Origin of the sequence: Hyphomonas polymorpha PS728, assembly GCF_000685315.1 — a bacterium.
Lineage (GTDB): Bacteria > Pseudomonadota > Alphaproteobacteria > Caulobacterales > Hyphomonadaceae > Hyphomonas > Hyphomonas polymorpha.
In genome coordinates this window covers 64,238-76,764 of the sequence record NZ_ARYM01000007.1, presented here as the reverse complement: position 1 = coordinate 76,764, position 12,527 = coordinate 64,238, and the positions used below count along the sequence as shown (strand labels likewise).

The following is a 12,527-nucleotide window of genomic DNA, read 5'->3' as shown; positions in this document are numbered from 1 at the left end:
CCCTGTCAGACCCCAAGGGGAGCCAGCAACATGACCACCGGAACCAGCCGCAGAATTCCGAGAGCGGACATACAGACAAACGGCCGCACAGAACATATCTGGGCCTTGCCTGTCGATCAGTCCTTTCTCGAGACACTCCTGCGGGATCTCTTCGAGAATCATTCTGAGAAGCTCACCTTCGGGCCCCTGATCCAGGGCGCCGCCTATGAACTGAAAGCCCCCGGCAAGCCGGAACGCATCACGCTCAATGACGGTTATCTTACCGTCCATTGGGGTGGCCGGGGGCATTTTCATCTCTGCATCGGCAGCAATTATGGTGCCCTGAAAGGTGAAGGCGGCGGCCCGGAACTGATGGTCCGCCGCCGCACAGCCCGCGCTGAGTTCTATCGCAGCCTCGACAAGCATGGCCACCCGGTCAGTTGGGGTCTGCGTCTCTTCAATGGGGCGGGCGAGCCGCAAATCGCGGTCTTCCTGCCCAATCCCTTCCTCACCGACGATGATCAGCTGGCTGAGGAGAATGATTTCTCCCGCCTCGCGCTGTGGGAGTATCTGATGCAGCACTATGCCGGGTACGGGCCAGACCCGCTGGACCGGCAAGGGAAGGGCTTCCGGCATGGCTAGGCGTGCGGCCTTCTGCCTGGCAGTGCTGGCGTTCCTTGCCGGACCGTCCGCGTCCGCCCATGCCGAAACGCCAAAACCCCGCGCCGCCTCGGCCAGCATCTGCGCCGACCAGTATCTGCTCGCCCTCGCCGATCCCGAGCAGATCGCCTCGCTCAGCTGGCAGGCGACGGGCCCACTCTCCACCTTCGCGGAAGAAGCCGCCGCCTATCCCTCCAATCGCGGCGGCGCGGAGGAGTTTCTTGATGCGAATGTTGAAATCCTGATCCTGAACAGCCATGGCTCGATGGAGCTGCGCCGCATCATGGGCCAGTTCGATGTCGAGATGGTCGTCATTGCCACCACCACCATCACCTTCGACGAGATTGCCCAATCCGTACGAGATGTCGCCGCAAAGCTGGATCAGACAGCGCGCGGCGAAGCCCTCATCGCCGACATGCAGGCGCGCCTTGCCCGCATAGACCATCAGGTGGCGGAGGAAGACGCAGGTCCCTCCGTCACCTATTTCCGTCCGGAAGGCGGCGGCGCAGGGGCGGGCACCTTTGTTGACACGGCCCTGCGCCATGCCGGCTTCCGCAATCTGCAGGCAGACCTTGGCAACACCGGCTGGGGCCGCGTCCCGCTGGAACAGCTCGTGCTCACCCCGCCGGACGGTCTTGTCACCAGTTTCTTCGACACGGCCTATAAAGGCGTCAATGCGCGCTTTTCCAGCCATTCCCTGTTCACGCGGCTGTCGGCGGAAAAGCCCGTCATGCCGGTGCCGGGCCGTTACTGGACCTGCGCCGGTCCCATGCTGATCGATGCTGTGGAATCTCTTGCGGCCCAGCGCCGGGAACATTTCGGAGGTGGTCATGACTGAAGCAGCCACAGCCGCGCCGCGCCGCGCCGCCCATACCGTCAGCCATCGCATCAGCTGGCTCAGCCTCAATCTCGCCCTTCTGGCGCTGATCGGGGTCCTTGCCTGCGTCTCGCTCACTATCGGCTATGTCACTTATCCGGTTACGGATGTTGTGGCGGCCCTTTTCGACCTTGGGGATGATAAAGTCATCACCATTGTGCGGGAGTTGCGCCTGCCACGTCTCCTGCTGGCGCTGGCCATCGGGGGCGGGCTTGGCGTGTCCGGCGCCGTGCTGCAGGGCCTTCTGCGAAATCCGCTGGCAGAGCCTGGCATTCTCGGCATCTCTTCCAGCGCCAGCTTCGGCGCCGTCATCACCATCTATTTCGGCCTCTCGGCAACCTTTGTCTATGCGCTGCCAATGGCGGCAATGGCGGGCGCGGCCACCGCTACAACCGTGCTCTATTTTCTCTCCGCCCGGAATGCCAGCACCCTGACGATCATTCTCGCTGGCGTCGCCATCGGCGGCCTCGCCATCTCGCTCACTTCTCTGGCGATGAACCTTTCGCCCAATCCCTGGGCCATCAACGAGATGATCTTCTGGATGCTCGGCTCGGTGAAGGACAGGTCGATGCATGATGTCGCGCTCGCCGCGCCTTTTGTGCTGGCCGGGGTAATCCTCCTCCTGCTGACCAGCCGGGCGCTCGATGCGCTGACGCTCGGCGAAGATGCCGCGCGCAGCCTGGGTGTTGATCTGAAGCGCGTCCGTGCCCTCGCCATCATCGGCACCAGCCTGGCCATCGGCGGCACGGTCGCCGTCTCCGGGGGTATCGGCTTTGTCGGCCTGGTCGTGCCCCATCTGCTGCGGCCCCTGGTCGGCCATGTCGCCAGCCGGCTGCTCCTCCCCAGCCTGCTCGCGGGCGCTGCCCTCGTCCTCGCGGCAGACATCGCCGCCCGCCTCATCCGGGTCGGCGTCGAGATCCATCTTGGCGTGCTCACCTCGCTGATCGGCGCGCCTTTCTTTTTCTATCTGATCCTCAGAACAAGGCAGCGCGTCGAATGAGCCTTCTGGAAGCCAGGAACATTTCTGTCGATATCGGCCGCACACGGATTCTCACGGGCGTCTCTGCCAGCTTCCGGTCCGGCTACCTGACCGGTCTTGTCGGTCCGAACGGCGCGGGCAAGTCCACGCTTGTGCGCGCGCTCTGCAATCTCCTGAAGCCCGCCGCAGGGGAGGTACGCCTGAGCGGCGCGCCCATCACCAGCTTCCATCGCAAAGAGCTCGCCCGCAAGCTCAGCTATCTTCCCCAGGGGCACACGATGCACTGGCCGCTGGAGGTCGAGCGTCTGGTGGCGCTCGGCCGCCTGCCGCATCTCGGGCCTTTCTCCGATATCGGTCCGCAAGATCAGGCCGCCATAGACCGCGCCATGGCGCGTACGGAGGTTTCCGCCTTCCGCTTCCGTGTCGCCGAAACCCTGTCCGGGGGCGAGCGTGCCCGCGTCATGATGGCCCGCGCCTTGGCGGTTGAGACAGATATCCTCCTGGTGGATGAGCCTGTCGCCGCGCTGGATCCCTACCATCAGCTCCATGTCATGGAGCTCCTCCGCAGCCTGGCTGATGAAGGAAAGCTTGTCGTCTGTGTGCTGCACGATCTCGCCCTTGCGGCCCGCTTCTGCAACGCCGCCGTGCTGATGTCGGAAGGCCGCGTCCTGGCGCAGGGCGCGCCGCAGGATGTGCTGACGGACACGCATCTGCGCGCGGCCTATTCTATCCGCTCCCTTCAGGGTCAGCACGAGGCCGAACCCTTCATTCTTCCCTGGCGCCGCCTGGATGCGGACGCCTCAAAGCCGGAGCCTCGCCCATGCTGAAACCTGCCTCTGATGCTGCCATCGTGGTCTGCTCCACCTGCCGCCTCACCGAGACCGAGCGGGAGAATGAGGAGGGCAAACGCGGCGGCGCCCTGCTTGCCGAAGCCCTCCGCGCCGAGGCGGCAAAGCGCGATGGCCCCATTGCCATCGAAGACATGCCCTGCCTCTTCGCCTGCTCGCGCTGGTGCACGGTCCATCTGCGCGCAGACGGCAAGATCTCTTATGTCCTTGGCGGTTTCGAGCCGACAGCGGAGGCGGCAACCGCCATCCTCGACTATTTCGAACATTACCTCGCCAGCGAGCACGGCGTTGTTCCGTACAGGAACTGGCCGGAAGGCGTCAAAGGCCACTTCATCACCCGCTCCCCGCCCTCCGGCAAAGTGGTGGGCTGAAGTCATGGCCCTGTTGACAGACGCCGCCATCCAGGCCGCCATCAATGCCAAGACCAAGCCGCTCGGCGCCCTTGGCCGTATCGAAAGCCTCGCCGCGGATATCGCCCGTTTCCAGAACACGCTCCGGCCCCGGATGGAGCGTTGCGGCCTCATCATCTTTGCCGCAGATCACGGCATCGCGGGGAAGGGCGTCTCGAAATTCCCGCAGGCCGTCACGCGCCAGATGGTGCTGAACTTTCTCGCAGGCGGCGCGGCGGCCAATGTCTTCGCCGCCACATCCGGGGTCAGCCTGCGCGTTGTCGATGCCGGCGTCGCGGGCGATCCTATCATCCACTCCCGCCTCATTTCCCGCCGCATTGCCCCCGGCACGGCCAGCAGCCTGCATGGCCCGGCAATGACGCCGGCCCAGCTTTCCGCCGCCCTGGCCGCAGGTAAAGCCCTTGCCGAAGAGGGCAATGACGACGCCCTCGCTTTCGGCGAAATGGGCATCGCCAACACCTCCGCCGCTACCCTGATCGGCCACAAGCTCACTGGCGACCCCATCTCCGCCCTCACAGGCCGGGGTACGGGCCTGGATGATGCGGCCCTGGCCCGCAAAACAGAAATCCTCGCTCGCGCCGCCGCGCGCACACCAGATAATCTGTCAGCGGAAGAAGCCCTCATCCAGTATGGCGGCTTCGAGATCGCCATGATGGCGGGCGCCATGCTCGGCGCAGCCGGGGCAGGGCGGATGATCCTGGTGGATGGCTTCATCGCCACCGCCGCCGCGCTCGCCGCCGCCCGGCTTGACCCCGCCACCCGCCGCGCCATGATTTTTGCTCACATCTCGCCGGAACCCGGCCACCAGCATCTCCTCGCCGCGCTGGATGCCGCGCCTTTGCTCTCTCTCGGCATGCGCCTGGGCGAAGGCACCGGCGCGCTGCTCGCCTGGCCGCTGGTGCGCGCTGCAGCTGCCATGCTCCGCGATATGGCGAGCTTTGAAGACGCAGGGGTCAGCGGCCCGGCATGATACGTTGGCTGATGAATGAGGCGGCGATCCTCCTGCTGGCGCTGCAATTCCTCACGCGCCTGCCGGTGCCGGCCGCGCGCCTGTTCACGCAGGCCCGGCTTGCCGCCACGCCGCGTTACTATCCCCTCATCGGCCTTCTCATCGGCTGTGTTGCCGCGCTCGCCTATTGGGCCGCTGCGCAGGTGTTCCCGCCGCTCCTCGCCGCGCTGCTCTCCACTGCCGCCACACTGCTCTTCACCGGTGCCTTCCATGAGGATGGCCTTGCCGACACATTTGATGGCGTCGGCGGCGGCGTCACGCGCCAGCATGCCCTGGAGATCATGAAAGACAGCCGCCTCGGCACCTATGGCGCCGCCGCCCTTGTCCTGGCGCTTGGCCTCAAGGCCGCCGCGCTCGCCGCCCTTCCGCTCGCTTTCGCCCTTGCGGCGCTTATCGCCGGCCACGGACTATCGCGCGCCTCCGCCGTGCTCGTCATCGCCGCCAGCCGCTATGTCCGTTTTGAGGGCAAGGCAAAGCCGGTCGCTACCGGCCTCGGCTGGGGCGGCCTCGCCGTCACGCTGCTCAGCGCCGCCGCCATCCTCGCTGCCCTCATAGGCGCCGCCCACTGCCCCCCCGGCGCCATCCTCTCCGCCCTCGCCGGTCTCGCCCTCGGCCATGTGGCCCTGCGCCTCTTCTTCGAGCCAAAGCTCGGCGGCTATACCGGAGACGCCCTCGGCGCGGTTCAGCAGGCCAGCGAAATCGGCTTCTATCTGGGGCTTCTCGCATGGCTCTGATCCTCGTCCGCCACACCCGCCCGGAAGGCACAGACGGACTCTGCTATGGCCGCCTCGATGTGCCGCTCGCCGCGAGTTTCGAGGAAGAGGCGCGCGCGCTCGCTGCCGGTTTGCCGCCCTTTGACCACCTCATCACCAGCCCGGCCACCCGCTGCCGCCGGCTCGCCGACTGGCTGGGCGCGCGGCGGGGTCTTGTGCCGCTTGTCGATCATCGCTTCCAGGAAATGGATTTTGGCCGCTGGGAAGGCCGCCTCTGGTCGGAAATTTCCGAAGGCGAAATCAATGCGTGGGCAGAGCATTTCTTCGAAGGCCGCCCTCATGGCGGGGAGAACGTGGCAGACCTCGCAGACCGTGTCGGCCGCGCCCTCACCTGCGTCCGCCGCTGGCCCGGAAACATCCTCATCATCACCCATGCCGGCGTGGTGCGCGCCGCGCTGGCCGCAGCAGGGCAGGCGGGCGCCTGGCAGGCCAGCATCGCTTATGCCTCCGCCACATGGCTCGACGGGCTGGAGGCGAGGGAGGAATGACCGCGCTGCTGATGGCCGGCGCCCTCGCCCTGGAGGCGGCGTTCGGCTGGCCGGACTGGCTTTACCGGCGCATCCGCCATCCTGTCGTGTGGATCGGCGCGCTCATAGCCGCGCTGGAGCGTCGCCTCAACCGCCCCGCCTTCAGCCACCGTGCCCGCTACGCCCTCGGCGCCCTCACCAGCCTCCTCACCCTCGCCGCCACTGGCAGCGCCGCCGTCGCGCTCACCCGGCTCATCCCCGAAACGTTTTGGGGCGCGGCTCTCGAAATGTTGATCGCCTCCAGCCTCCTCGCCTCGCGCAGCCTGTATGCCCATGTCGCCGCCATCGCCGCGCCGCTGGAGGCGGGAAACCTGGCTCTCGCGCGAGAGAAGGTGTCGCTGATCGTCGGGCGCGATCCTGCCCGGCTCGACGCCCCCGCCATCACGCGCGCTGCCCTCGAAAGCCTTGCGGAGAATGCGTCCGATGGCGTCATCGCGCCGCTGTTCTGGGGGGCGATCTTCGGCCTGCCGGGCATCGCGGTCTACAAGGCCGTCAACACGCTGGACTCCATGATCGGCCACCGCACCGGCCGTTACACAGCCTTCGGCGGCTTTGCCGCCCGGCTGGATGACGCCGCCAATTTCATCCCCGCCCGCCTCACAGGCCTGCTCATCGCGGCGCCGGCATGGCGGCGCGGCGCTCTCTCGGTCATGCTGCGCGACGCGCCCCGCCACCGCTCGCCCAATGCCGGCTGGCCCGAAGCGGCGCTGGCCGGCGCGCTCGGCGTGCGTCTTTCCGGCCCGCGCGTCTATGGAACGCAGGTGAGTGACGAGCCTTGGCTGAATGCGTCCGCGCCTGATCCCCGGCCTGATCAGATCCGTCCGGCCTTGTCCGGATTTGTCCATGCGGTGTCCCTTGCGGGCCTCCTTCTGGCGGGGATCGGTATCCTCTGGTGCCTCGCATGAACGGGCCTGACCTCATCCATGGCGGCGCGCTCGACCGCGTGAAAGCCCTTTATCCTCTGGCGCCTCAGCCCTGGCTGGACCTCTCGACTGGCATCAACCCCCATCCATACCCCGCGCCGCCCCTCCTGCCGCACAGCTTCGCCCACCTGCCCACCACCAGCGAAAACGACGCCTGCCGTCAGGCGATAGCGCAGTATTACGGGGCGCCGGTGGCCAGTTTGATGCTGGTTCCGGGCACGGAAATCCTCATCCGGCTTCTGCCATCACTCCTTGAAGTTCAGACAGTTGCACTCGCCCGGCCGACCTATGGCGATCACCTTTCCTGCTGGCAGACTGCGGGGGCTAACGTGGTGGAGATGGCAGACCCGGCAGAGCTCGCCGGCAAGGTGGATGTCATCGTCGTCTGCAATCCCAACAATCCCGATGGCCGGATCTGGCCGCCGGAAATCCTTGAAGACTGCCGCGCGCGCCAGGCTGCCCGCCAGGGCTGGCTGATCGTGGATGAGGCGTATGCGGATATTGCCCCCAGCCTCTCCCTCGCCGCGCGGGGCGGGGCAGCGGGGCTGATTGTCCTGCGCTCTTTCGGCAAGTTCTTCGGCCTGGCTGGTCTTCGCCTCGGCGCCCTGATCGCTCCGCAGGCGCTGCTGCGGGAGGCGCAGAAACGCTTCGGCGTCTGGCCGGTCTCCGGTCCGGCGCTGCATGTGGGAACACAGGCAGTGGCAGACACAGACTGGATTGCCGAGGCCCGGCACCGCCTCGAAACGTCCAGACTGGCCCTTGATGAGGCTTTGAGCGGCGCCGGCGTAACCACCCTCGGCGGTACATCGCTATTCCGCTATGTGCAGGTGCCCGATGCCCATGCCCTGTGGCAGGCGCTGGCAGAGCAGGGCATCTATATGCGCCGCTTCTCCTGGAGCCGGCACCATCTGCGCATTGGTCTGCCTGCAGACGATGCGGGTAGGCAGCGCCTCTCCGCTGCCCTCGCCGTTAGCCTTTGAGCACCAGGGGCAAACCCGCGGCAACAAACTCCACCCTGTCCACCACTTCCGCCACTCTCTGGTTCAGCCAGCCCTGCTCATCGCGGAAGGCGCGCCCCAGCGGCGTTTCGGGCACAAGCCCCATGCCAACTTCATTGGAAACAAGGCATACGGGCGTCTTCATCTCCCCGATGGCGGCGCACAGCCCGGCTGTTTCGGCCGCCACATCCCGCCCGCCCAGCATCAGATTGGACAGCCACAGCGTCAGGCAATCCACCAGCACCGCGCGCTGGCTGTCCTTCAGATCCTGCAGGGTACTGACCAGTTCCAGCGGCGTATCCACCGTCTGCCAGCTGTCATCGCGCTCGCCCTGATGGCGCGCGATCCGCTCGCGCATTTCCTCATCAAACGCCTGCGCGGTCGCCAGGTAAATCCGCTGCGCCGCTGCGGCCTCGACCAGCGCCTGTGCCCGCCGGCTTTTCCCTGAGCGGGCCCCGCCCAGAACCAGCGTACTCTTCATATCCATCGCCCAATAATCTGTTTTGTATGCACTTGTTTCTCTAGGCACCGATCATCCCGCCCGCAACCGGGCATGCCCTCCGGCGCAGCCTCTTTTCAGCGGCTAGCGAAGAACGCTCTGCCACAACCGGTCCAGCGGTTTGCCGGGGCCTGGGGGAATGGCGGTCACGCTGCCGGCAGGTGTCCCGGCCAGGCAGGCGCCCCCCTCTCCCAGCCAGGCAAGCGCTGCGGCGCGCTCTTCTGCCGTCAAGCCGGCAAACGCCCCCTGCAATTCTCCGAGGCAGGCCCGTCTGTAGGGGGAAGCAGGCAGCTTCCAGTGAGCGCCCCTTTCTTCATAGCTCACAAATCGCTGCCGGTTTTCAACGGCGGCCGCGTTGAGGGCCAGATAAGGAAGATAGTCGGCGCCAATGCGCTGCAGTAGCGGCCCCAGGTCGTTGGGAACATCGCCGGGCAGGGGCGCGGCTGCATGGGCCTCCGGACCGGTCGCCCACATGCGGCTGACCCAGGCAAGCGTGTGAGGCGCTTTCTCGCGGAGAAGGGCGGCGGGTGTGGGATCATAGGAAAAGTGCCGGAAAAACGGCCCCATCAATCCGAAATCCGCTTCAACCGGCCGCTCACCCATCAGATAGCTCCGTTTCGAGAAGATCGTTTCCAGCACGCCGAGCAGCCAGTGAAACTGTTCCTCGATCAGAGGCGCAGTTTCCCGCGTCACGCCATCCTGCTTCAGATAGGTGCGGCGCTGACGATTGAGGATGAACCATGTGCGCAGCCCATGCGGTCCGGGTACATCCCGCAGCAATGTCCGCGCAATCTGGGAGCTCATGAGCCTGGCATCTTCCGCGAAGGCCCACCGGTAATAGAGGGCGGGGCGCCACAGCCATTCATCAAACGCATCTTCCAGAAGCAGGCTGGCAAAGCGCGCCAGCGGTGTCCGTGGACGGAAGGATGGCCCGGCGGTGCCTGCTTCAAAATGGGCGATAATCGGGGTTGTATCCGTCAGCCAGGCTCCATCCGGGCAGCCAAGCTGGGGCATCTGGGCAACGCCGGTCCGGGCTGCGCAGGCGCGAAAATCCGCGCTGTCCATTTCCACATACTCGAACGCAATGCCCTTGGCCCGCAGATAGGTTTCCAGCTTTCCCGTAAAGTAGGAGAGCTTCAGGCCGTGGAGGCTATAGGCTTGGGTGCTCATCTGGTCCTCGTGCCGGTTTTCGCTGAAATATCGTCGCTCAAATATTGTGGCACACTAAATGCCATAAAATCCGCAAATGGGAAGCCGGCTTCATTGCCGGATATTCCGATAGCCCTGACCGGCATTTCCGGTGTATCTATTGCCAGCATGGATGACCGTCGTTCATCGCATTCGGCCAATCATGCGGAGAAGGTTGCAGAGATCGTAGCCTCACGCTCCGCCGCTGCGCGCTCACCGGTGGCGGCGTCCTGGGTCCGCTCCTTTCACAAATACGGGCTGGAGCCGGATGCGCCCGGCCGGACGGGCCGTCTCAGCCAGTCGGAGGTCGGCCTTCATCGCGAGGCGATTGGCCGGCTGTTTCATGTGTCTCAAGCTGTGATGGATCAGCTGCATGCCAGCCTGGGACTGGCCGGGTGCAGCGTGATCCTGTGTGACGCCGATGGGATCGTGCTGGATCAGCGGCTGCGCGCGGGAGACCAGCAGGATTTCGAGACGGCCGGCCTGGCAAGGGGGGCGGACTGGTCGGAAAAGCGTCAGGGCACCAACGGAATCGGCACGGCCATTGCCGAAGGCCGGCCAGTGCATGTGCTGCGGGATCAGCACTACCATACCCGCAATACCTCGATGATCTGTCTGGGCGCGCCGGTCTTCGGGGAGACGGGCAAGCTGGCGGCGGTGCTGGATGTCTCCTCCTGCCGGGGGGATCTGGACGCGGCCTTTGTGGCGCTGATTGCCCAGACGGTGGAGCAGGCGGCCATGCGGATCGAGGCGGAGAATTTCTGCCGCTCCTTCAACCAGGCCCGGATTGTTCAGGGCACGGCAGAAGGCCAGCAAGGCCCTGTATTGCTTGCGGTTAACGGCGATGATCTGGTCATCGGCGCAACCCGGAGCGCCCGGCTGCATTATTGGCTGGACGATGCGGCGCTGATCTCTCCCCGTCCGGCGATGGATATTCTGGGCGACCAGGAGCGGCGGGGCATGGGGCTGGAAAGCGCCGAGCGGCGGGAATTGCGCCGGGCTCTCGCGCGGGCAAATGGCAATGTCAGCGCCGCTGCGCGCCTGCTCGGCATCAGCCGGGCGACGCTTTACCGGCGGATGGAAAAGCTGGGCCTCCTGCCGGAAAGCTGAGCCTTCCGGGGTATTTTTCCGCACTTTTCCCGGTCAGACTGTCTCAGTTTCGAGACAATTGCGGACATTTCCGGACAGAGCGGGGCATGACACGGACAGGCTGCGGCCTGATCCTGCCTCCATGCTCTCGCACCCAGCGACGAGGGCCAGTCACCAGTTGACATGTCACAAGCTCACGGAGGAACCCATGGCTGACACTGCTCACGCGCCCGCTCAATTCACCGTCTCTCCCTTCAAGGCCCGTTACGACAATTTCATCAATGGCCGCTTCGTGCCGCCGGTGGGAGGCAGGTATTTTCAGAACACCTCACCGGTTACCGGGCAGGTTATCTGCGAGATTGCCCGCTCCACAGCCGACGACATCAATCTGGCGCTGGATGCCGCGCATGACGCCAAGCAGCGCTGGGGGCAGACCTCGACTACCGAGCGCGCGCTGATCCTCAACCGGATCGCTGACAAGATGGAGGCCCATCTCGAACTCCTGGCCCTGTGTGAGACATGGGACAACGGCAAGCCCATCCGCGAAACGATGGCGGCAGACCTTCCGTTGGCGGTCGATCACTTCCGCTATTTCGCCGGGTGTATCCGTGCGCAGGAAGGCGGGATTTCCGAAATCGACCATGACACGGTGGCCTACCATTTTCATGAGCCGCTGGGCGTTGTCGGCCAGATCATTCCCTGGAACTTCCCCCTGCTCATGGCGGTATGGAAGCTCGCGCCGGCACTGGCGGCGGGCAACTGTGTCGTGCTGAAGCCGGCCGAGCAGACGCCGGCCTCAATCATGGTGTTTGCCGAACTCATCGCGGATCTCCTCCCACCCGGTGTGCTCAACATCGTGAACGGCTTTGGCCTGGAGGCGGGGAAACCCCTCGCCTCCAGCAACCGCATCGCCAAGATCGCCTTCACCGGCGAGACGACGACGGGCCGCCTGATCATGCAGTATGCGTCCGAAAACCTGATCCCGGTAACGCTGGAGCTGGGCGGAAAGTCTCCCAATATCTTCTTCGCTGATGTGATGCGGGAGGATGACGACTATCTCGACAAGGCGCTGGAAGGCTTCACCATGTTCGCCCTGAACCAGGGTGAAGTGTGCACCTGCCCGTCGCGCGCGCTGATCCATGAGTCGATTTATGACCGTTTCATGGAGCGTGCCCTGAAGCGCGTGGCCGCCATCACGCAGGGAGACCCGCGCAACCCCGAAACGATGATCGGCGCGCAGGCCAGTTCCGAGCAGAAGGAGAAAATCCTCTCCTATTTCGACATTGGCCGCCAGGAAGGCGCAGAAGTGCTGATCGGTGGCCAGGCCGCCGATCTGGGCGGCGATCTGACGGGCGGGCATTATATTCAGCCTACGGTGCTGAAGGGGCATAACCGGATGCGGGTGTTCCAGGAGGAAATCTTCGGGCCGGTGGTTTCGGTGACCACTTTCAAGACCGATGAAGAGGCCCTCGCGATTGCCAATGACACGCTCTATGGCCTCGGCGCGGGCGTGTGGAGCCGGGAGGCCAACACCTGCTACCGTTTCGGGCGGGGCATTCAGGCGGGCCGCGTCTGGACCAATTGCTATCATGCCTATCCGGCGCATGCGGCCTTTGGCGGATACAAACAGTCCGGCATCGGGCGGGAAAACCATTCCAAGATGCTCGACCACTATCAGCAGACCAAGAACATGCTGGTCAGCTATTCGCCGAAAAAGCTCGGCTTCTTCTGAGCCTCGTAGAACTGCGTATTGAAGGCGCATGGGAAG

14 protein-coding genes are annotated in these 12,527 nt (G+C 65.1%); 12 read left to right on the top strand and 2 right to left on the bottom strand.

Annotated elements, in window-relative coordinates:
• The first annotated feature begins 30 nt into the window (after nucleotides 1-30).
• Genes HPO_RS07420 through cobD form a run of 10 tightly spaced genes read left to right on the top strand, consistent with a single transcriptional unit; the run spans nucleotide 31 to nucleotide 7,965 of the window.
• Entirely contained in the window at nucleotides 31-621 is a 591-nt protein-coding gene (locus HPO_RS07420) for a DUF7676 family protein (RefSeq protein ID WP_035596437.1), read from the top strand.
• On the top strand, nucleotides 614-1,477 hold the full coding sequence (locus HPO_RS07415; RefSeq protein ID WP_035596434.1) for an ABC transporter substrate-binding protein: 864 nt from the start codon (nucleotides 614-616) through the stop codon (nucleotides 1,475-1,477). The genes HPO_RS07420 and HPO_RS07415 overlap by 8 nt, the downstream gene beginning before the upstream one ends.
• Nucleotides 1,470-2,516, top strand: coding sequence for a FecCD family ABC transporter permease (locus HPO_RS07410; protein ID WP_084324215.1), 1,047 nt, complete (start codon nucleotides 1,470-1,472; stop codon nucleotides 2,514-2,516). The genes HPO_RS07415 and HPO_RS07410 overlap by 8 nt, the downstream gene beginning before the upstream one ends.
• Entirely contained in the window at nucleotides 2,513-3,322 is an 810-nt protein-coding gene (locus HPO_RS07405; RefSeq protein ID WP_035596431.1) for an ABC transporter ATP-binding protein, read from the top strand. The genes HPO_RS07410 and HPO_RS07405 overlap by 4 nt, the downstream gene beginning before the upstream one ends.
• On the top strand, nucleotides 3,316-3,714 hold the full coding sequence (locus HPO_RS07400; protein ID WP_035596429.1) for a DUF1636 family protein: 399 nt from the start codon (nucleotides 3,316-3,318) through the stop codon (nucleotides 3,712-3,714). The genes HPO_RS07405 and HPO_RS07400 overlap by 7 nt, the downstream gene beginning before the upstream one ends.
• A gap of 4 nt (nucleotides 3,715-3,718) precedes the next feature.
• Complete coding sequence (gene cobT / locus HPO_RS07395) at nucleotides 3,719-4,723, top strand: nicotinate-nucleotide--dimethylbenzimidazole phosphoribosyltransferase (RefSeq protein ID WP_035596428.1); 1,005 nt, start codon at nucleotides 3,719-3,721, stop codon at nucleotides 4,721-4,723.
• On the top strand, nucleotides 4,720-5,496 hold the full coding sequence (gene cobS, locus HPO_RS07390) for an adenosylcobinamide-GDP ribazoletransferase (protein WP_051612406.1): 777 nt from the start codon (nucleotides 4,720-4,722) through the stop codon (nucleotides 5,494-5,496). The genes cobT and cobS overlap by 4 nt, the downstream gene beginning before the upstream one ends.
• Nucleotides 5,487-6,023, top strand: coding sequence for an alpha-ribazole phosphatase family protein (gene cobC, locus HPO_RS07385; protein ID WP_051612405.1), 537 nt, complete (start codon nucleotides 5,487-5,489; stop codon nucleotides 6,021-6,023). The genes cobS and cobC overlap by 10 nt, the downstream gene beginning before the upstream one ends.
• Nucleotides 6,020-6,967, top strand: coding sequence for an adenosylcobinamide-phosphate synthase CbiB (cbiB, locus tag HPO_RS07380; protein ID WP_035596427.1), 948 nt, complete (start codon nucleotides 6,020-6,022; stop codon nucleotides 6,965-6,967). Before cobC ends, cbiB begins: the two co-directional genes overlap by 4 nt.
• A complete protein-coding gene (gene cobD, locus HPO_RS07375; RefSeq protein WP_035596425.1) occupies nucleotides 6,964-7,965 on the top strand; it encodes a threonine-phosphate decarboxylase CobD in 1,002 nt (333 codons plus the stop codon). The genes cbiB and cobD overlap by 4 nt, the downstream gene beginning before the upstream one ends.
• Here the strand turns inward: cobD and cobU are convergent.
• Complete coding sequence (cobU, locus tag HPO_RS07370; protein WP_035596655.1) at nucleotides 7,955-8,464, bottom strand: bifunctional adenosylcobinamide kinase/adenosylcobinamide-phosphate guanylyltransferase; 510 nt, start codon at nucleotides 8,462-8,464, stop codon at nucleotides 7,955-7,957. The two genes, cobD and cobU, sit on opposite strands and share 11 nt — an antisense overlap.
• A 102-nt stretch (nucleotides 8,465-8,566) precedes the next feature.
• Nucleotides 8,567-9,652 carry a glutathione S-transferase N-terminal domain-containing protein gene (locus tag HPO_RS07365; RefSeq protein WP_051612404.1) on the bottom strand — a complete coding sequence of 362 codons (1,086 nt, stop codon included), beginning with the start codon at nucleotides 9,650-9,652 and terminating at the stop codon, nucleotides 8,567-8,569.
• Nucleotides 9,653-9,745: 93 nt separating this feature from the next.
• Between HPO_RS07365 and HPO_RS07360 the strand changes: the two genes are divergently transcribed.
• Entirely contained in the window at nucleotides 9,746-10,780 is a 1,035-nt protein-coding gene (locus HPO_RS07360) for a GAF domain-containing protein (protein WP_206742136.1), read from the top strand.
• 187 nt (nucleotides 10,781-10,967) lie between these two features.
• Nucleotides 10,968-12,491, top strand: coding sequence for an aldehyde dehydrogenase (adh, locus tag HPO_RS07355; RefSeq protein WP_035596423.1), 1,524 nt, complete (start codon nucleotides 10,968-10,970; stop codon nucleotides 12,489-12,491).
• Nucleotides 12,492-12,527: the final 36 nt, after the last annotated feature.

Bases quoted from the DNA above. Each gene is read 5' to 3' on its own strand.
- HPO_RS07420 (WP_035596437.1), top strand. From the start codon at position 31: ATGACCACCGGAACCAGCCGCAGAATTCCGAGAGCGGACATACAGACA.
- HPO_RS07415 (WP_035596434.1), top strand. From the start codon at position 614: ATGGCTAGGCGTGCGGCCTTCTGCCTGGCAGTGCTGGCGTTCCTTGCC.
- HPO_RS07410 (WP_084324215.1), top strand. From the start codon at position 1,470: ATGACTGAAGCAGCCACAGCCGCGCCGCGCCGCGCCGCCCATACCGTC.
- HPO_RS07405 (WP_035596431.1), top strand. From the start codon at position 2,513: ATGAGCCTTCTGGAAGCCAGGAACATTTCTGTCGATATCGGCCGCACA.
- HPO_RS07400 (WP_035596429.1), top strand. From the start codon at position 3,316: ATGCTGAAACCTGCCTCTGATGCTGCCATCGTGGTCTGCTCCACCTGC.
- cobT (WP_035596428.1), top strand. From the start codon at position 3,719: ATGGCCCTGTTGACAGACGCCGCCATCCAGGCCGCCATCAATGCCAAG.
- cobS (WP_051612406.1), top strand. From the start codon at position 4,720: ATGATACGTTGGCTGATGAATGAGGCGGCGATCCTCCTGCTGGCGCTG.
- cobC (WP_051612405.1), top strand. From the start codon at position 5,487: ATGGCTCTGATCCTCGTCCGCCACACCCGCCCGGAAGGCACAGACGGA.
- cbiB (WP_035596427.1), top strand. From the start codon at position 6,020: ATGACCGCGCTGCTGATGGCCGGCGCCCTCGCCCTGGAGGCGGCGTTC.
- cobD (WP_035596425.1), top strand. From the start codon at position 6,964: ATGAACGGGCCTGACCTCATCCATGGCGGCGCGCTCGACCGCGTGAAA.
- cobU (WP_035596655.1), bottom strand. From the start codon at position 8,464: ATGAAGAGTACGCTGGTTCTGGGCGGGGCCCGCTCAGGGAAAAGCCGG.
- HPO_RS07365 (WP_051612404.1), bottom strand. From the start codon at position 9,652: ATGAGCACCCAAGCCTATAGCCTCCACGGCCTGAAGCTCTCCTACTTT.
- adh (WP_035596423.1), top strand. From the start codon at position 10,968: ATGGCTGACACTGCTCACGCGCCCGCTCAATTCACCGTCTCTCCCTTC.